Origin of the sequence: Streptomyces albicerus (assembly GCF_008905045.1) — a bacterium.
GTDB classification, from domain to species: Bacteria; Actinomycetota; Actinomycetes; order Streptomycetales; family Streptomycetaceae; genus Streptomyces; species Streptomyces albicerus.
This window is the reverse complement of the sequence record NZ_VWMY01000032.1, coordinates 1-17,301: the sequence shown is the minus strand read 5'-3', so window position 1 is coordinate 17,301 and position 17,301 is coordinate 1. Positions and strand designations below refer to the sequence as shown.

The 17,301-nt window shown below is 69.1% G+C and carries 22 protein-coding genes and 1 pseudogene; 11 read left to right on the top strand and 12 right to left on the bottom strand.

Features of this window, described 5'->3' with window-relative positions:
• Nucleotides 1-87: 87 nt before the first annotated feature.
• Nucleotides 88-351: a hypothetical protein gene (locus GAS53_RS27820; protein WP_225859118.1), complete on the top strand. Its 264-nt coding sequence runs from the start codon at nucleotides 88-90 to the stop codon at nucleotides 349-351.
• A gap of 168 nt (nucleotides 352-519) precedes the next feature.
• On the opposite strand, the gene GAS53_RS56565 is transcribed toward GAS53_RS27820, so the two are convergent.
• The 3 genes and pseudogenes from GAS53_RS56565 to GAS53_RS56555 all read right to left on the bottom strand — a co-directional run bounded on the left by GAS53_RS56565 (nucleotide 520) and on the right by GAS53_RS56555 (nucleotide 1,349).
• Nucleotides 520-819 (bottom strand): type 2 periplasmic-binding domain-containing protein, encoded by a 300-nt coding sequence (locus GAS53_RS56565; RefSeq protein WP_225859135.1) that lies wholly within the window; start codon nucleotides 817-819, stop codon nucleotides 520-522.
• A gap of 25 nt (nucleotides 820-844) precedes the next feature.
• A pseudogene (locus tag GAS53_RS56560) lies at nucleotides 845-1,114 on the bottom strand (LysR substrate-binding domain-containing protein); the annotation flags it as partial.
• Between the two features lie 28 nt (nucleotides 1,115-1,142).
• Nucleotides 1,143-1,349: a helix-turn-helix domain-containing protein gene (locus GAS53_RS56555; protein ID WP_225859117.1), complete on the bottom strand. Its 207-nt coding sequence runs from the start codon at nucleotides 1,347-1,349 to the stop codon at nucleotides 1,143-1,145.
• 153 nt (nucleotides 1,350-1,502) lie between these two features.
• Here GAS53_RS56555 and GAS53_RS27810 point away from each other — a divergent pair, with 153 nt between their 5' ends.
• Entirely contained in the window at nucleotides 1,503-2,150 is a 648-nt protein-coding gene (locus GAS53_RS27810; protein ID WP_151480464.1) for a dihydrofolate reductase family protein, read from the top strand.
• Here GAS53_RS27810 and GAS53_RS56550 read toward each other — a convergent pair.
• The gene (locus tag GAS53_RS56550; protein WP_225859116.1) at nucleotides 2,081-2,428 is read right to left on the bottom strand and encodes a transposase; all 348 of its coding nucleotides are present in this window, start codon (nucleotides 2,426-2,428) and stop codon (nucleotides 2,081-2,083) included. The two genes, GAS53_RS27810 and GAS53_RS56550, sit on opposite strands and share 70 nt — an antisense overlap.
• A 186-nt stretch (nucleotides 2,429-2,614) precedes the next feature.
• Nucleotides 2,615-3,019, bottom strand: coding sequence for a nuclear transport factor 2 family protein (locus tag GAS53_RS27800; protein ID WP_151480463.1), 405 nt, complete (start codon nucleotides 3,017-3,019; stop codon nucleotides 2,615-2,617).
• Nucleotides 3,020-3,357: 338 nt separating this feature from the next.
• Between GAS53_RS27800 and GAS53_RS27795 the strand changes: the two genes are divergently transcribed.
• The 7 genes from GAS53_RS27795 to GAS53_RS55350 all read left to right on the top strand — a co-directional run bounded on the left by GAS53_RS27795 (nucleotide 3,358) and on the right by GAS53_RS55350 (nucleotide 11,324).
• Entirely contained in the window at nucleotides 3,358-4,446 is a 1,089-nt protein-coding gene (locus GAS53_RS27795) for a LacI family DNA-binding transcriptional regulator (RefSeq protein WP_151480556.1), read from the top strand.
• A 133-nt stretch (nucleotides 4,447-4,579) separates the two neighbouring features.
• On the top strand, nucleotides 4,580-5,917 hold the full coding sequence (locus GAS53_RS27790) for an ABC transporter substrate-binding protein (RefSeq protein WP_151480462.1): 1,338 nt from the start codon (nucleotides 4,580-4,582) through the stop codon (nucleotides 5,915-5,917).
• Between the two features lie 97 nt (nucleotides 5,918-6,014).
• Nucleotides 6,015-6,971: a carbohydrate ABC transporter permease gene (locus GAS53_RS27785; protein ID WP_151480555.1), complete on the top strand. Its 957-nt coding sequence runs from the start codon at nucleotides 6,015-6,017 to the stop codon at nucleotides 6,969-6,971.
• Nucleotides 6,968-7,882, top strand: a complete 915-nt coding sequence (locus GAS53_RS27780; RefSeq protein WP_192583313.1) for a carbohydrate ABC transporter permease — start codon at nucleotides 6,968-6,970, stop codon at nucleotides 7,880-7,882. Before GAS53_RS27785 ends, GAS53_RS27780 begins: the two co-directional genes overlap by 4 nt.
• A gap of 37 nt (nucleotides 7,883-7,919) precedes the next feature.
• Entirely contained in the window at nucleotides 7,920-8,951 is a 1,032-nt protein-coding gene (locus tag GAS53_RS27775; RefSeq protein WP_404829299.1) for a hydroxyacid dehydrogenase, read from the top strand.
• 56 nt (nucleotides 8,952-9,007) lie between these two features.
• Nucleotides 9,008-10,978, top strand: a complete 1,971-nt coding sequence (locus GAS53_RS27770) for a DUF2264 domain-containing protein (RefSeq protein WP_151480461.1) — start codon at nucleotides 9,008-9,010, stop codon at nucleotides 10,976-10,978.
• 199 nt (nucleotides 10,979-11,177) lie between these two features.
• On the top strand, nucleotides 11,178-11,324 hold the full coding sequence (locus GAS53_RS55350) for a hypothetical protein (protein WP_192583312.1): 147 nt from the start codon (nucleotides 11,178-11,180) through the stop codon (nucleotides 11,322-11,324).
• Between the two features lie 290 nt (nucleotides 11,325-11,614).
• On the opposite strand, the gene GAS53_RS57685 is transcribed toward GAS53_RS55350, so the two are convergent.
• The 3 genes from GAS53_RS57685 to GAS53_RS27755 all read right to left on the bottom strand — a co-directional run bounded on the left by GAS53_RS57685 (nucleotide 11,615) and on the right by GAS53_RS27755 (nucleotide 13,280).
• Nucleotides 11,615-11,740 (bottom strand): hypothetical protein, encoded by a 126-nt coding sequence (locus tag GAS53_RS57685; protein ID WP_263974169.1) that lies wholly within the window; start codon nucleotides 11,738-11,740, stop codon nucleotides 11,615-11,617.
• Nucleotides 11,741-11,815: 75 nt separating this feature from the next.
• Entirely contained in the window at nucleotides 11,816-12,658 is an 843-nt protein-coding gene (locus tag GAS53_RS27760; RefSeq protein WP_151480460.1) for an alpha/beta fold hydrolase, read from the bottom strand.
• Nucleotides 12,659-12,662: 4 nt separating this feature from the next.
• On the bottom strand, nucleotides 12,663-13,280 hold the full coding sequence (locus GAS53_RS27755; protein WP_151480459.1) for a dihydrofolate reductase family protein: 618 nt from the start codon (nucleotides 13,278-13,280) through the stop codon (nucleotides 12,663-12,665).
• A gap of 337 nt (nucleotides 13,281-13,617) precedes the next feature.
• On the opposite strand from GAS53_RS27755, the gene GAS53_RS27750 reads away from it, so the two are divergent.
• Nucleotides 13,618-14,085 carry a hypothetical protein gene (locus tag GAS53_RS27750; RefSeq protein ID WP_225859114.1) on the top strand — a complete coding sequence of 156 codons (468 nt, stop codon included), beginning with the start codon at nucleotides 13,618-13,620 and terminating at the stop codon, nucleotides 14,083-14,085.
• Nucleotides 14,086-14,467: 382 nt separating this feature from the next.
• On the opposite strand, the gene GAS53_RS27745 is transcribed toward GAS53_RS27750, so the two are convergent.
• Nucleotides 14,468-15,034: a CYTH domain-containing protein gene (locus GAS53_RS27745; protein WP_151480458.1), complete on the bottom strand. Its 567-nt coding sequence runs from the start codon at nucleotides 15,032-15,034 to the stop codon at nucleotides 14,468-14,470.
• Nucleotides 15,035-15,298: 264 nt separating this feature from the next.
• Between GAS53_RS27745 and GAS53_RS27740 the strand changes: the two genes are divergently transcribed.
• Nucleotides 15,299-15,868 (top strand): hypothetical protein, encoded by a 570-nt coding sequence (locus GAS53_RS27740; RefSeq protein ID WP_151480457.1) that lies wholly within the window; start codon nucleotides 15,299-15,301, stop codon nucleotides 15,866-15,868.
• Nucleotides 15,869-15,875: 7 nt separating this feature from the next.
• Here the strand turns inward: GAS53_RS27740 and GAS53_RS27735 are convergent, their stop codons facing one another.
• The 3 genes from GAS53_RS27735 to GAS53_RS55345 are packed head-to-tail and all read right to left on the bottom strand — an operon-like array spanning nucleotide 15,876 to nucleotide 17,096.
• Nucleotides 15,876-16,169, bottom strand: a complete 294-nt coding sequence (locus GAS53_RS27735; RefSeq protein WP_225859113.1) for a hypothetical protein — start codon at nucleotides 16,167-16,169, stop codon at nucleotides 15,876-15,878.
• Complete coding sequence (locus GAS53_RS27730) at nucleotides 16,166-16,615, bottom strand: hypothetical protein (protein WP_151480456.1); 450 nt, start codon at nucleotides 16,613-16,615, stop codon at nucleotides 16,166-16,168. The genes GAS53_RS27735 and GAS53_RS27730 overlap by 4 nt, the downstream gene beginning before the upstream one ends.
• The gene (locus GAS53_RS55345) at nucleotides 16,602-17,096 is read right to left on the bottom strand and encodes a hypothetical protein (protein ID WP_225859112.1); all 495 of its coding nucleotides are present in this window, start codon (nucleotides 17,094-17,096) and stop codon (nucleotides 16,602-16,604) included. Before GAS53_RS55345 ends, GAS53_RS27730 begins: the two co-directional genes overlap by 14 nt.
• Nucleotides 17,097-17,301: the final 205 nt, after the last annotated feature.

Below are 17,301 nucleotides of genomic sequence, written 5' to 3'. Positions count from 1 at the left end.
GCCTGGAGGCGCGAAGCGCCGGAGTTCTCTGCCCCCGGGCGTGACGGTCAGGTAAGCCGCATCTGGTTCTCGATGTAGTCCTCGACGATGCTCAGCGGTGCGCCGCCGCACGACCCGACGAAGCACGAAGGTGCCGTGGTGGTCCCCGTTATCGCGTTCATCAGCCGCCGCCTGCCGTTGACGCCGGCGGGAACGTGGGGGGTCGGCGCCCTCGGCGGCAAGGGCGCCAACGTCCTGCAGAGCTCCAACTGCACGTCGCACGACCTGAACGTCGACGTCCTCGGCCCGGTCGGCGTCCTCAACGGCGTGCTGGGCAACGCGCTCAACGGAGAGGGCAACTCGGGTGGGTAGGACACCCACCTGGGCTCGTCCATGGGCTGCGGTCTCGTTGGGACTGGGCGGCTCGGTGGTCGTCGTATTCTCGTCCCTACGGCAGTGGACGCATGCTCGGCCAGTTGGTCGGTGGCCGGATCCTCAGCGAGCTCGACAGTCGTCAGGTACGGCCGCGCCTGTCTCCCCTCAGCGCCGATCCGCACTCGTGCTGGATCGACTGACCAGCATCGGCTCTCCCACCTCGTCCCGGTTCGGTACCCGGGGCTGTGATGTCGGGATCTCGATCAGCGCGGTTGTGGCGGGTGGGTCCGGCGGGTCGCCGTACGTGGCGGCGTATATCCGGCGGGTGTTGCCGGTGAGCTGTGTGGTGTGGATGCCCGGCGCCCGGTGAGCCTGCAACGCGAGTCCGTTGAGGATGGCGACACCCATCCCGGCGGCCACCAGCGCCTGGGCGACGACCGCAACCGCCGACCCAGGCGGAGTCACGGTGGTCTTCGAGACGCTGATGGGGTTGGTAACTGACGAGGTAGATGGGGTCGTCCAGCAGGTGGGTGAGTCGGAATCCCTCCTCCTCCAGCGGAGTGTCGGCGTGCCGGAAGATCAAGGCGATGTCGACGTGTCCGGAACGCAGCATCTGTAGGCCCTCGACCGGGTGGGCGTCGACGAGGTTCAACTCGATTCCCGGGTGCGACCGGGACAGTTCGGCTGCGGCCCTCGGTACGAGGGTGCTGAGGACGGTTTGGAAACCGGCGAGTCGTACCCGTCCGGTGCGAAGTCCCACGCGGGCGGCCAGCTCGACAGATGCGGCGTCAACTCGTCCCAGGATCTCTGTCGCCCGTTGTGCGAGGAGTTTGCCTTCGGGGGTGAGTCGGATACCGCGGCCCGCTCGTTGGATGAGCCTGGCTCCGGTGGCGGCTGACCGACGGCTGGGAGTAATGCAGCTCCTTCGCCGCTTCGGTCGCCGATCCATGGCGGGCGACCGCCTCCGGCACCTTGAGGTGCGTCAGGTTCAGCATGGATTTAGTTTTGTGTATGCGACCTGGGAAGAAACGGCATTGGACGTCATGGCGTCGGGACGGCCATCATCGCTTCATGACGAGCTGATACGACGAAGCTCGATCAACAGACGGAGACGAAGCTCGATCAGCAGCCGGAAGGGAACGCCAGCCATGTCGCTCGCCCGCGTCCACAACTTCTCCATCTCGCTCGACGGCTTCGGCACCGGTGAGGGGCAGAGCCATGACGAGCCGTTCGGACACGCCGGCGAAAGGCTCCACGAGTGGATGTTCGCCACCGGGTTCTGGCACAAGATGATCGGCCGGCCCGGCGGAACCGGCGGCCTCGACGACGCCTTCGCGCAGCAGTTCGCGCCCGGGATCGGCGCGGAGATCATGGGCGCCGGGAAGTTCGGTCCGCCCGGATGGCACAAGGACCCGGAGTGGAAGGGGTGGTGGGGGCCCAACCCGCCGTTCCACACACCGACCTTCATTCTCACTCATCACCCGCGCCCGTCGATCGAGATGGAGGGCGGCACGACGTTCCACTTCCTCGACGCTTCGCCCGCCAAGGCGCTGGAGACGGCCCGAGAGGCCGCTGGCGGCCAGGACGTACGCATCGGTGGAGGGCCCACGGTGATTCGCGACTTCCTTGCCGCCGGGCTGATCGACCACACGCACATCGTGGTGGTCCCGATCCTGCTCGGCCGAGGTGTACGCCTCTGGGACGGACTGGAGGGCATCGAGAAGGACTACGAGGTCGAGGCGGCCTCCTCGCCCAGCGGAGTCACGCATGTGACGTTGACCCGTGTGGGCCGTTGAACCGCCTCGACCGAGGACCCGGAGCGCGGGTGGGGCCTGCGACGGTCCCGGCTGGTCGGCGCGTCCGTTCGTAGCCACGGAGAGGCGTCGCCCGCCAGAACCAGGCGCCTGTCGGCGGCGTTGGGCTGCGGCAACGCGGCCAGGGCCCGCCGCATCCCGGCCGCCACGCCGACGCGGCAGTGGTTCAAGGCGTCGTACAATGCGCCGTGTCCACGCCGGTGTTCGGCCCACAGCGTCAGTTCGACTGGCGAGGTCACCGGCCCGTTCTCACCGAGCATTGTTGTCCGTGAACTCGAACAGCGTGCCACCGCGCCGGGTCAGGCACGAGGAGAAGTCGTCCCGGACGTGTGACGCGAAGTCGAACGCCTCCCGCCTGCCCGGAGAATCTTTGGACGAGTGAGCTAGTGCGATGCGACGTTCGAGGCCAGAGGTTGAAAGGCAAGCTGAGCGAGCCCGCCGGACGATCAGTCGTCGAAGTAGGCCTTGGCGACGGCGTAGCTGTCCTCGTAGAGGTGGTAGCGGGTGATCCGCCCGTCCCGGACCGTGGTGTGCAGGGCGAACGCGGTGTCGATGTCCCGGCCCGTCTTCTTGACCTCGGAGACCATGCGCCCGACGAGCACCACATCGTCGCCCTCGGCGATGACCTGGCGGAGGTCGAACTCCTTGGCTTGCACATGGGTCTGCAGCAGCTCGAAGAAGGTCCGCATGCCCTCCGCCGAGTCGACCTCCGGTACCCACGGAATGCCCGGCGGGTGCGGGATCGAGAACGACACCGAGTCGGCGAACAGCGCCGCCGCCTCCGCACTCTTCCCCTCGGCGAGCAGCGGGAACAAGCGTTGCACAGTCTGCGTCGGTGACTCTGCTGTCATGTGTGTCGACCTTACAGGTCGGATATGCGGTGCAAGCCCATCGAGCCCTGATTCAAGACACCCTCCAACTGGCTCTGACAAAGCCTTTGATCACGGGACCGTTTGGTTGTCGGCTCATGGGTCTGGTCATGGGTCTGGTCATGGGGAACGCTGCGGTCACATGGCCGGGAGGGCCGGGGCGCGGCTTCGCGGGGCGTGGACGGTCGCATGCCGCGAACTCACCGCCGTTTTGATCGATTGATCGCTATCATGGGCTCATCGCGCGAAACCCGATCGTGCGAGCCGTCGTGCGGCCGCGCCCGGGCGGCGCGGTCGACGTGGGTGAGAGCGGTGGGGACATGCGGGAGTCGGCGGAGAAGCGGCAGAGCCGGATCGCGGAGGTGGTGCGGGGCCGGGGTGTCGCGCGCATCACCGACCTCGCCGACGAACTCGGCGTCTCCGTCGTGACCGTGCGTCGGGACGTCGAGGACCTGGCTCAGCGTGGCGAGGTGCGCCGGGGGCACGGGGTGGCGCGTTCGCTGCGGCCGGTGCCCGAGGCGGCGGAGGCCGGGGGCGACGCCGTCGCCATGGTCGTTCCCGAGAGCAACACATACCTCACTGAGGCTGTGCAGGGCGCGCGGGAAGCCGCAGAGAAGGCCGGACTGCGGCTGGCGCTGCACATCGCCGCCGGGGACGGAGGCTCGGAGCGCGAAGCGGTGCGCCAGGCGCTGGACGCCGGGGCACGCGGGCTGCTGCTGTCGCCGCACTGGCGCACGCGGGCGGAGGCGGAAGAGGACCACGCGTGGCTCGCCGCCCTGGACGTCCCCACGGTGCTGGTGGAGCGGCGCCCCGCACGGGCCGGCGGGATCTACTCGCTGGACTGCGTGCGCTCGGACCACGCATACGGCGTACACCTGGCGCTCGGGCATCTGGTCGGCCTCGGACACCGGCGGATCGTGCTGGCGGCGCGCGACGACAGTCCCACCGCACGGGTCATCCGCACCGAGTTCGCCGAGCAGACCGCCGCCCGGGGACTCGCCGAGGGATGCCCCGTGATTCTCAGCTCCAGCACCGCGGGTCCCGATCCGCGCGTCGCCGACCCACGGGCCGTCGACCTGGCCGAGGTGGTGGGGGAGAGCGGCGCGACGGCGGTGCTGATCCACAGCGACATGGACGCGCTGATGCTGGTGCAACGGCTGCAGGCGGCGGGAATCGACGTGCCGGGACGCTGTTCGGTGGTCGCGTACAACGACGTGGTCGCCGACATGGGGCCGGTCCCGCTGACGGCCGTCGCCCCGCCCAAGGCAGAACTCGGCCGGACCGGGGTCGAGTTGCTGCTGCGTCGGCTCGACATGGCGAGGGGCGGGCTTCGGCCCGGTGCCACCCGCCATGTGGAACTGCTGCCGGCGCTGGTGGTCAGGGAGTCCACGGTTCCGCCGGCGGTCTGATCCCGTCCAAGAACCGCCTGGCATTCCGCCGTTTGTTCGTTTGACCGATTTCGTTTCCTCTGTTCGATCTATTGACGCCTTTTTCGTCTGGCGCGCAGGATGCCCGTACCCCAGCAACGACGCGGGAGGGCCCATGACTGGTCGACGCCCAGCAGCCAGACACGCACGTGCGGCCGTGACCGCACTGCTCACGATCTTCGCCATGCTGCTGGCGGCGGGCTGCTCCGGCGGCGGGAAGGCGGACAGCACCGGAGACGGGCCGGTGCACGTCACCTTCTGGTCGGCGCTGCGCGGCAGCCAGGAGGTCGTGGACGAGTACAACCGCACCCACACCAGGATCAAGGTCGACTTCGAGCAGGTTCCCTCGGGCGACCAGGGCGGCTGGGCCAAGCTCAGCAATGCCGCACGGGCGGGCAACGCCCCTGACGTCGCCACCATCGAGTACCCCCAGCTGCCCAGTTACGCCATCGACGGTGTGCCACGCGACATCACCGACCTGTTGCCCGACTCGGTGCGCCGCAAGATCCTGCCGCAGGCGATGGACCTGACCACGTTCGAGGGGCGCACCTACGCCCTGCCCGTCGACATCGAGCCGATGGTCTTCCTCTACCGCAAGGACCTGTTCACCAAGTACGGCATCCCCGTCCCCAAGACCTGGGCGGAGTTCGAGAGTTCGGCCCGCAAGCTGAAGAAGGCCCGGCCCGACTCCCGTATCGCCAGCTTCTTCACCACCGGCGGCACGCTCGCCATGGCCGGTCTCAGCTGGCAGGCCGGCGCCCAGTGGTACGACACCTCCGAGAAGTCCTGGAGCGTCTCCATGGACGACGCCCCCACCCGCAAGGTCGCCGCGTACTGGCAGCGACTGGTGGACGACGACCTGGTGCGGGTCGAGCCTTCGTCCAGCCAGCAGTGGCGGGCGCATCTGCAGAGCGGTGAGACGGCCGGCTGGCTGGCGGGCGCCTGGGCCGCGGGCTCGATGATGGCGTCCACGCCGGGAGGCAAGGGCAAATGGGCCATCGCACCCTCCCCGCAGTGGGACCCGAGCAAGCCGTCGCTCGGCACCCAGGGCGGCTCGACCTTCATGGTGACCAAGGACAGCAAGCACCCCGAGGAAGCCCTGGAGTTCATCACCTGGATGGTCACCAGCCCGGACGCCCTGCGCGCCAAGCTCTCCAGCGGTGTCAGCAGCGCGTATCCGACCGTGCCCGACCTGGTCCCGGTCGCCCGCAAGGAGATGGACACCAGCTACTACTCGGGCCAGGACATCTTCAGTCTCTTCCAGAAGCAGGCCGAGCTGATCTCCACCCGATGGAAGTGGGGGCCGCGCATGGTCTCGACGATCAGCTCCGGCGACGACGGGCTCGCGCGGGCCGGTGTCGGCAGCGGCACCATCCTGGAGGCCCTCCGCGAAGCGCAGAGCAAAACCCTGCCCGACTTGAAGAGCCTCGGTCTGTCCGTCACCACCCGCTGACCGGCCGCCGCGTCACACCACGCCGCGCACCACCCCTTTAGAGCCCTCTCAGAGCCGCACATCAGGTTGGAGCCGAGGTGCATCCGTGAGCACAGTGATGACTTCCAGAAAACGGACGGGGACCACACCGCCACCGGCAGCGCCCGACCGCGCCCGCAGGGCCGGACGCCGACAGCAGCGGCTCGCCTACGTCACGCTCCTCGCCCCGTTCACGGCGCTGCTCGTCGCTGTGTTCCTCGTCCCCGTCGGCTATGCCGTCTACCTCAGCTTCTTCTCCGAGGACCACGACGGCCTCGGCTTCGGCGGCGGCCGCACCATCTTCACCGGACTGCGCAGTTATCTCGCCGTGCTGGAGGACCCGAGCTTCCTCTCCGGGTTCGGCTCCATCGCCCTGTACTGCGTGATCTTCGTTCCGCTCGTGGCCGCCGGCGCCCTGAGCCTCGCCCTGCTGCTCGACTCCGGACTGATCCGGCTGCGGCGCACCGCGCAGATGCTGCTCTACCTGCCGCACGCCGTGCCCGGCATCATCGCAGCGGTCATCTGGCTGTACCTCTACACACCGGGGCTCAGTCCGGTCATCAAGCTCTTCGCCCAGGCCGACATCACCATCGACTTCCTGGGCCTGCACACCGTGCTCCCGTCGATCGTCAACATCGCCCTGTGGAGCGGCCTCGGCTACAACATGGTGATCTTCTACGCCGCGCTCCAGGCGCTGCCGCGGGAGGTCCTGGAAGCGGCCCGGATCGACGGGGCGGGAAGCGTGCGCACCGCGCTCCAGGTCAAGATCCCCATCATCCGGGGATCCGTCCTCATGGTGTGCATGTTCTCCCTCATCGGCGCGCTGCAGCTGTTCACCGAGCCCATGCTGATGAACCAGGCGACGCCGATGGTCAACTCCCGCTTCACACCGAACATGTACATCTACGACGCGGCCTTCCGACGCAACAACTACGGACTCGCCTCCGCGGCCTCCGTCATCCTTCTCGTCGTCACCTGCGCCCTGTCGTTCGCGGTAACTCGATGGGCCGGCCGCCGCGAACGGAGCGCGACATGACCACGACGACCCCCACGACCCCCGCGCCCCCATCCGGCGGGCCGCCGACCAAGCCGCTCGGCCGCCCCTTCGGCGCGTCCGCACTGACCAGCCGCGGCTTCGCCAACGCCGTCGTGCTGATCGCCGCCCTCTACACCATGCTGCCCGCCCTGTGGCTGCTGTTCGCGTCCACCAAGAACGCCGACGCCCTCTTCGGCAGCGACATCTTCTCCCTCGGCGACTTCTCCCTCTCCCGCAACCTCTCCGACCTCTTCGCCATGGACGGCGGCCTCTACGGCGAGTGGTACCTCAACAGCCTGCTGTACGCGGTCGTCGGCGCCCTGGTCGGTTCCCTCATCAGCGTGTCCGCCGGGTACGCCTTCGACAAGTACGAGTTCCGGCACAAGGAGAAGCTGTTCGGTCTCGTCCTCACCGGCGTCATGGTTCCGCAGACCGTGCTGGCCCTTCCGCTCTACCTCGTGGCCTCCGAGATCGGCATCGTCAACACCTTCTGGGCGGTCTTCATCCCCGTCCTGTTCAACCCCTTCGGCGTCTACCTCGCCCGCCTGCTCAGCAGCGGCTACGTACCCAACGAGGTGCTGGAGGCGTCCCGCGTGGACGGAGCCGGCGAACTGCAGACGTACGTACGCGTCAGCCTGCGCATGCTCGGCCCCGGCTTCGTCACCGTCTTCCTCTTCCAGCTCACCGCCATCTGGAACAACTTCTTCCTGCCCATGGTCATGCTCTCCGACCAGCACTTGTATCCGCTGAGCCTCGGGCTCTACACCTGGAACAGCTCCGCCACCGTCTCGCCCGAGTACTACCCGCTCGTCGTCATCGGCTCGCTGCTCGCCGTCGTGCCGCTGATCGTCGCGTTCGTCACTCTCCAGCGCTACTGGAAGTCCGGTCTGACCGCCGGGAGCGTCAAGTGATGTGCAAGGAGCCCCAGTTGACCCGTAGGAGCGTCACGTGACCCACCCCGGCCTCCGGCCCCGTCCACGCCCGCGCGCCGTGCTCGCCATGGCACGCAGGACCGCTGAGCAGGTCCTCGACACGGACGTACGGGCCCGGCTGGCCGCCCTCACCGACATCGACCCGCAGCTCGTCCTGGACGATCTCACCACCCCCACCGCGTACCACGCGCTCGCCGACGCCGAGTTGCTCGTCACCGGCTGGGGCTGCCCGCCCATCGACGCGGCGGTACTGGACGCAGCGCCCCGGCTGCGCGCCATCGTGCACACCGCCGGAACCGTACGCCACCACATCACCGCCGCGTGCTGGGAGCGCGGCATCGCGGTGTCCTCCGCCGCCGCGGCCAACGCCGTGCCGGTCGCCGAGTACACGCTCGCCATGATCCTGCTCGCCAACAAACGCGTCCTCGACATCGCCCGGGTCTACGGCACCGAGCGCCGCCGCATCGACTGGAACGAACGCCACCCCGACGCCGGCAACTACCGCAGGACCGTGGGCATCCTGAGCGCCTCGGTCATCGGACGCCGCGTCATCGACCTGCTCCGCCCGCACGATCTGACGGTGCTGCTCCACGATCCGTACGTCACCGACGCCGAGGCACGCGAGCTCGGGGCGCAGTCGGCCTCCCTTCCGGAGCTGTTCGCGGTCAGCGACACCGTCAGCGTGCACACACCGCTGCTCCCCGAGACCCGCGGCCTGGTCAGCCGCGCGATGCTGGCCCGGCTCCGGACGGGCGGCACACTCATCAACACCGCGCGCGGTGCCGTCGTCGACCAGGACGCCCTCACCGACGAGGTGGTGTCCGGGCGGCTCCACGCGATCCTCGACGTCACCGAGCCGGAGGTGCTGCCCGCCGACTCACCGCTGTGGGACTGCCCGGGCGCCCTCGTCACCCCGCACATCGCCGGCTCCAAGGGCGGGGAACTGCGCCGCCTCGCCGACCTGGCGCTGGCCGAGGTCGAGTCGTACGCCCTCGGCCGCCCCTTCGCCCACCCTGTGCGGCCCGAACACCTCGCCCGCCTCGCCTGACCACCGCAGCCGCCCGAAGGACACCGTCCGAACGAACAGGAGACGTGGCCCCTGCCATGCCCGAACACCGCCTCCCCACGGCCCCCGGAGAAGACCGCACCCTCAGCCCGCACACCGGCTACACGCGCGCCCACTGGGAAGTCACCGCCGACCGGCTGCTGTCCGCCGCCCTCCGCTACGCCACCCCCGGGCACGCCCTGATCGACCTGCCCGGCCCGCCCTCGAAGTCGGGGGTGCGCTCCGACGGCCTCGAAGGCTTCGCCCGTACGTTCCTGCTCGCCGCGTTCCGCACCGCCGGAGCGTCCGGCAAGGACCCGCACGGCTTCCTGGAGCGCTACACCGCCGGCCTCGCCCGCGGCACCCGCACCCCGGGCCGTGACGACGCCGAGTCCTGGCCGGAGATCGGCCACCACGGCATCCAGGGCCAGCCGATGGTGGAGTCCGCCTCCGTGGCGCTCGCCCTGCGGCTGACCGCGCCCTGGACCTGGGACACCCTCGCCGCCGCCGACCAGGACCGCGTCGAGCAGTGGCTGCGCGGCGCGCTCAGGCACACGCCCGCCCCCAACAACTGGTACCTCTTCCCGCTGACGGTCGCAGGCTTCCTGGAGTCGGTCGGGCGCGGCGACACCGAGACCCGCGGCGCGATCGAGCGCGGACTCGGCCTGCTCAACGGCTGGTACCAGGGCCAGGGTTGGTACTCCGACGGCGACGGCCGGTCCTTCGACCACTACAACGGCTGGGCGCTCCACTTCTATCCGCTGCTCCACGCCCACCTCGCGGGTGACCAGGCGCTGCTCGACCAACTCGGCCCGCGGCTGGAGGAGTTCCTGGACGGCTTCGCCCTCCTCTTCGACGCGAACGGCGCCCCCATCCACCACGGACGCTCCCTGACGTACCGCTTCGCCGCCGTCACCGCCGTGGCGCTCGGCGCCGTCACCGGCCGGACACCGCTCGCCCCCGGCGTCACGCGCCGCATCCTCAGCGGGGCGCTGCGCCACTTCCTGGACCGTGGTGCGCTGACCGCGGACGGTGTCCTGAGCCTCGGCTGGTACGGGCCGCACGAGGCGACCCTCCAGCGCTACTCCGGACCCGGCTCCCCGTACTGGGCCTCCAAAGGATTCCTCGCCCTGCTGATCCCGCCCGAGGACCCGGTGTGGACGGCCACCGAGGAGAACGCGCCCACCGAAGGGCGCGACCGTGTTCTCGCCCTGCCCGCCCCCGGACTGCTCATCCAGACCACCGGCGGGGACGGCCTGGCGCGCCTGCACAACCACGGCAGCTACAAGCTCGACTCCCGCGAGCCGGAGCGCGCCCCCGGCAACCCGCTCTACGCCCGGCTCGCGTACTCCACACGCACCGGCCCGACCAGCGCCGCCAACGCCCCCGACAACCACATCGCGCTGACGGCCCGCGGCACCCGCAGCGCACGCGTACGCATCCACCCGCTCGCCGCCGGCCCCAACTGGCTCGCCTCGTGGCACCGGCCGGTCTTCCCCGAGGGCGGGCCCGTCCTTCCCTCGGCCCGGATCGAGAGCCTGACGCTGGCCCGTGGCAGGCTCGAACTGCGCGTGCACCGTACGGTCGGCGTACCGGTGGGGACGCCGATCCACCACAGTGGCTGGGCCGTCGCCCTGTCGCCGGGCACAGCCCCCGAGGCCGAACAGACCGAACAGGCCGCGGAGGTACGGCTGCACGGGCCGGAGGTGACGAGTCAACTGCTCGGTCTGTACGGCTGGCAGACGCAGCGCACCGTCCGCGCACCCCAGGGCACGGCATACGGACCCTGGGCCCTGCTTCCCGAACTCACCGGAACCGTAGGGGCAGACGCGGCGCAGACGGTCTTCGTCGCGCTGGCCGCTCTCACCGGGGAACCCGGTGCGGCCCCGCTGGCCGAGCAGGCCACGGTCGAGGTGAGTGGCCTGGCCGTGAGAGTTTGCTGGGCCGACGGGGTGCGTACGGTCATCTGCTTCGGCGCGGACGGTGCGGGCGGTATGGATGGCCCCTCGGTCACTGAGGAGTTGGTGTGACAGACGTGACAGGCGTGAACGGCGTGATGGCGCGGCTGCGGCGGTGTTGGCTGTGTTGCGTCACCCTGCGGCGCGCCTCGGCGTGGTGAGGGCGTTGAGGCCGTTCCGGTGGTTGATGCGGTTGGGAGTGTGCGGGTGGGGGCCGTGCGCCGGTGACTGACTCGATGCTTGCGTCGGTCATAGGGACCACCTGGTTGGTGTGGAATGCGAAGTCATCGCGCGGGACGAGCCCGACGAGCTGGCGAGGCGCTGCCGGCTGACCATCGCCCCGAGTGAGGAAGGCGCGCTATCGGAGGCGCTGAGCCGCTGCCCCGACGAGCCGGTCGCGGTGACGCTCGCCCGGTAAGCGATGCCCCACCCGGTGGCAGTTGCGGTGCGCCTCACGTACGGGAAGGCCCCGACTGGTCGGGGGAGGCCAGCCGGGGCCGTGTGGGGGTGGCGTGCGGAGGGCGGTCGCCTCTCGGCGAAAGGCACCATGGGGCTTCAGCCGGACGATCGTCCCCATGGGCTATAGGTGAGGCCCGGGGACACTGTCCCCTCCGCAGCCACGTATGGATGAACGGTCAACCATTGTGGGTTGTTCCCGGCCCATTCTGTTTGCCGGTGTGAGCTGTGGCATGTTCCCGGAGGAGGGCTTTAGTCGAGGAAGTCGGCGATGAGGACGGCGAATTCGTCGGGGGTGGCCAAGCGGATGTCGAAGGGGACGCTGTGGGCGGCCGAACGCACGACGGCGCCGCCGCGGAGGCCCGCCGCGGCGTCCACGTGGGCGCCGCGGCCGGGTCGAGCCTCCGATGCCCGCTGTTGCGCGGATGCCGTACCCGCGCGGCACGGGCCGCTCTACCCGAGCGCGAGCATCGCCTCGGCGACCTCGCCGACCGCCTCATCGGGGATCGCGGTGGCGGCCTCATCGAGGACGAGCAGCCGCGCCCCGGGGATCTCGCGCGCGATCGCCTCGCCGTTGCCGACGGGGAAGAACCGGTCGCGGCGGCCGTGGACGACGAGCGTGGGCATCTCGATCCCGGGCAGGCGCTCGCGCCAGCGGGGTTTGCAGTCGAGCCGGGAAAACACCATGCCCATCTGGTTGGCCATCTGGACCGGGGGTGCGGTGCCGGGCGTGCGGTCCCAGATGCGCGCGGCGATCGCGCGCGCGGCGACGGGGTCGTCGCCGAGGATCTCCGCACCGGCGGCGGCGAACTCCGCCACCGCCTCGCGGTCGGCCCACTCGGGCATCGGATGGGCGAACAACCGGCTCATCGTCGCCTGGTCATGGTCGGGGAGGTCATCGTCGGGCGGGCCGGGCGCAACCGCGCGGGTGCCGGCCAGGGTGAGCGCCGAGAACGCGCCCGGATGGTCGAGCACGGCCACCTGGGCGACCATCCCGCCGACGCCGATCCCCGCGAGGTGCGCGGGCCCGCCGCCGAGCGCGTCAGCAAGGGCCGCCGCGTCGGCGGCGAGGTCACGCAGGGTGTAGGCGGGCGCCTCCGGGTCCGCCGTCGTCGACTCTCCGCTGTCGCGCAAGTCGTAACGCACCACGCGGCGCCCGCCGACGGCGAGGCGCTCGCACAGCGCGTCGGGCCAGGAGAGCATCGTCGTCCCGCCCACGAGCAGCACGAGTGGCGCGTCGTCGTCACCGAACGACTCGATGCCCAAGGCGATCTCATTAACGTTGACGGTCGTCATCGGATCACCGGAGGACGTCGTAGGACAGGTGCGTCGCGGTCGAAGTCGAGGTCACGCTCCGCTGCACCAGCGTGCGCGGCGCTCCGCCGGTGAACAGTGGTGTCCCGGCGCCCAGTACGACGGGCGCGAGGTGCAGCGTCAGCGCGTCGACCAGCCCGGCGTCGAGCGCCGAGCCGATCGTGGCGCCGCCGCCCATGAGGACGACGTCGAGGTCCTTGCCGCTGTCCGACGACGCCGCCTCGGCGCGCTTGCGCGCGGCGGTGACGGCGTCGGGCAGACCGGTGGTGACGAACGTCCAGTCGAGATCGGTGAGCCGCACCGACTCCGGCGGCGAGCTCGTCACGACGACGAACGCGGGCTTGCCGACCTCGCCGGCGCCGTAGCCGGTCTTGTCGTCCCAGCCGTTCGGCCCGTCGACCAGGTCGAAGAGCCGGCGGCCGAGGACGACGGCGCCCGAGCGGGCGGTTGCCTCGCGCAGGACCCGGCGGTCGTCGGGGTCGTCGGAAAACGCCCAGGTGTGCAGGGCCTCGCCGCCGGTGCCCAGACCGTTGTCCGGGCCGGGGTCGGGCCCGGTGACGAAGCCGTCGAGGGAGACCGAGATGTCAGCGATGATTCGAGTCATGTCAGGGAAGACCTGATCCGCCGCCCGAACTCATCGCTCATGCATCAAGCGTGTGCCGGATGCGAACCGGATGGCACGACGCCTGAAGCGGCACGTCGGACGTACAGCGGCCGGTCGCCCCCGGCTCAGAGGCGCATATGCACAGGTCAAAGGGTTGCCCACTTTGGTGCTCGGAATGGCCGGGTGAAGAGTTCTGATCGCAGTCGCGTGAGGCGTTCAGGCAGTAGCTCCCGCGCGGCCAAGAGCCGGCGCCGCAGGTAAATCGCAGTGCCTGCTGGCTTCCATCATCCTTGGTTCGGAGGGAACCATTCCGCCATGGTGTGGTATCTGGCCCGGCGTGAGTCCAGTGATGTTGTTCTTCGGGCTGTGCTTCATGGGCGGGTGGGCGGCGGCCGTCGCTGCGCTGGTGTACGCCGTCGTTACGCTGGTGCGCATCTGGCCGCGGGACTGGGTGCGGCACCACGGACACCTGGCGGTACGGCTGCTGGTGCCGACGCCCGCGTACTTGCGCCTCGACGTGGCGCTCGCCGTGTTGGCCCTCCTGGTCGATCTCTGGCTCGTGTCGGCGGCCATCGTGTTCGGTTCGGACGGCATCTTCACCGAGGACTGGATGGGCTATCCCGGCATGACGGATCCCTCCGGGCAGGGATATCAGGCCGCAGTGGTGAGCGCACTGCGGACGACGGCGTGGTGGACCTCCGGGATCGCGGTCCTGTGCCGGTGCTGGACCACAGCCGGCGTACAGGTGTGTGTCCTGCCGTTGGCGGCATGGTGGATCGGATCGTTCGACACCTACTACACCTGACGTGTGCGGCCGACCACTGGCCCCAGCCCCACACCCCCGAGCCGAGCACGGCGGCCCCTGACCCCAGTTGAGAGAGCGCGACCTCCACGGCGGCCAGGCCCACGGCCACATCAGCGTCATTGATCTGCCTCATGCCTGGCACGACGTGCCGACGCGCCCGGAGGTTTCCCCCGTCCGAGCGGCTTCACCCGAACCGGTACGCGGTTACGGGCGGGTGCTGACGCAGCGCACGTTCGTGCCCCACTGCTCCGTCGGCGGCTCCATGCACCACTGGTACAGAGGACAGCCACCGCGGCCGTGCGTGTGCGTCTTGCGCTGGCTTCTCTGCACGTCACCCGCATGGGCAGCGAGGGTATTCGGCGGACAAGGTCGGGGTGAGCTGTTAGGAGGCTTCCGGGTGGAGTCCGAATTCGGCTAGCCACCCGAGTAGTTCGTGGCGGGAGGCCTGGACGAGGTGTCCTCCTGTGAAGCGGGTGTCGTCGGTCACCTCGGCCACGCACTCGGCAGGGGGAACGAAGGACTGTGCCTCCTCGTCAGTGGTGAACTCGGCCTCTGCGAGTACCAAGCCCTGCAAGTGACCGTCGAAGACGTCGACGCCCAAGGGGGGAACGCTGACGCGGGTCTTCGACAGCAGTGCGGCCGGCAGTGAGGCGAGCACGTCGTATTCGGCTGGCGACAAGTACGTATTCGTGACCAGGCCCTGGACGGCGCCGGGCTGAGGAATCGGGATTTTCTGGGTGAGTTTGAGCTCACAGCGGCCATCCGAGAAGTCGGCTCGGCGCAGCCGCAAGCGCGTTCCCGTCACATACCGGTCGTTGATCACGCGAGTGACGGTCACCGCCGACGGCGCCGGCGGCTCGGCCAGGAGGAATCGCCTTTCCCACTCGACACGTGCGTACTTGCCGGTGTGAACCGCCTGGTCTGCAACCCCACCTCTTTTCTCAATCATGAGGACAGCCTCTCAGCCGCGAGGGCGCGGAAACTCAAGGCCAATAGTGGTTCGTCGTCGCGAGCGGATGGCCTCGGCTTGCTTGGTCCTTGCCCTCGATCTCCTCCGAGCCACTGCTCCTCCTCCGCGCTCGGGGCGTTGGCGTGGTCGCCTGAGTGTCTCTCGAGGGGCGCCCTGCTGGTCACAGCAGGGCAACGTGGATCCGTCTGACTTGCTGGCGTGGCGCAGACTTTGGATACTTCGTCTGCCTCTATCGGGGGGATCATGCGGCACATCATCAAAGCATCCGCGCTGGCAGCAGTCGGCTGTCTGAGTCTCACTGCCTGTTCCGGCGGTGATGACGAGAGCAATCCGCAGCCGAGTCCGCGCACCGCGCTCAAGTTCGGGCAGACCGCCGACACCGCCGGTGTGGGCGGTAAGGGCACCGTGCAGATCACCCCAGATACCGTCGTCTACGTCGACAAGGCCGGCGCTGAAACCCCCGACCATGGTCTCTTCGCTGTCGTCAGGGTCGAAGCCGGGAATCGGTCCAAGTCCCCGGTGACGACCACAGTCGGCAAGGGTGGCTTCCGGTGGAAGACACCTGACGGGAACACCGTCAAGGCGGGGAACAGCAAGGGGGCGGGAAGCATCGCTGCCGTTGGGTTCAGTGAGGGTGGTCCAGATATCTCACCCGGGACCTACCAGGTCGACACTGTGGCATTCGATATCACCGCCGCCGAGAAGGGTGGCACCCTCGTGTACGTCGACGGTGACGGCGTCGCGTTCCGCTGGAAGATCCCTTCCACGAGTTCAGGATCCACTGCTACTGCGCTGAAGTCCGCATTGCAGTAAGGCTTCATCACTGAGTGCTCCGTGCGGAACGCGAAGGTCTCGGCAGGGTGGGGATCCCGAGGCTGACGGCCCTTGGCTTGCCGTCGAGCTGGGCGAGTTTCTCCTCTGCGCCTGCGAGGCCAACTTCCAGGCCGTCGACTTCGCCCAGCCAGCCCTCGCGCTCGGCTTCGGCGATGCGGGCGATGCGGGCGATGAGGTTGTCGCGGATGTCGACGAGCCGTGGCCGTTGGGCCGGGTCTGGTCTCAGGAGCGAGCATCCGACAAAAGCTTCTCTGAACGAGCGTTGGGGGGCGCGGATCACGTCTCGTCGGAGCCGATTGCGGCGTCCAGCGCGCGCAGGGCGTCAGCGTATTGGTGATGGTCGAATTGGAACGGGCCGAATGCCGTGTAGTCGCGGGTCTTTCGGTGGGGTTGCTCGAAGGAGTCCCAGGTCACGAGGGCGGCTGTCGCGGTGATGCGGGCCATGAGCGGCCAGCATCCCCACTCGCCGCATTCACAACCGAGAACGGGTGTCTTCGGCCCCATGGCTTTGGTGGACTGTCCGAGGAAGTGGTCCTGCATCGGGCCGAACCGGAAGAACTGCGGGGTCAGACCGCCGTAGGCGTCGCCTGCGGGCCGCATCCCGGCGGCGATCTCGAAGCTGTCGATCAGCTCGGTGAGTGGTTCTCCGTCGATGCGGGGGAGGACCACGAGCACGCCGCCGTCGCCGCGTTGCCGGCAGTCGAACCGGATCTCATTGCTGGTCATCCACGGAGTGTCTCAGCGCTGCCAGCCAGGCTGACCCGGAGTCCTTCGACCTCGCCGAGCCGCCTTCGCGCTCGGCCTCGGCGATGCGGGCGACGACGGTTTCGCGGATCTCCTCCAAACGGCTGCGCTGGGCCGGGTCCGGCCGGAAGAGCGAGCAACGAACGCAAGCGTGTTCACGAACACAAGGGCTTGAAAAGGCACGAGCGCAGGTGCCGATGGAGACCTTCCGCTCCTCGAAGTGCTCGAGGAAGGCGTTACATTCCTCCTCGGTGGGGGTCCGATCCTCATCGCTGGGTCGGCTGGCCCTGCGGCGGGCGATGAAGGCGCGATGGGCCTCGATGGTCTCGGCCGGGTAGATCGCCTTGTAGCCCGTCCTCGTATCAAGGCTCTTTTGCCCGCAGGTCACTTGGGCGATATACGGGCAGGCCGTAACGGCGGTCGTGCGGCGCAGCGACCTGGCCATCGGCGTGGGTTTCGCCAACAACACCACGGTCCGGACTGGGACTTCGCGTGGGAGAAGAGTTCGAGTACCGGACGGCCCGGATTAATTGTCCGACCTGTTGACGAAAATCGGCGGGCGTTCGCATGCTGGGCCGTACGCCCATTACCGTCTTCGTAGAGCCCGGTTCGGGGCTCGTGGCCTTCGGGGCCGGTATGACTCGTTGCCCCTGTCCTTGATGATCCGG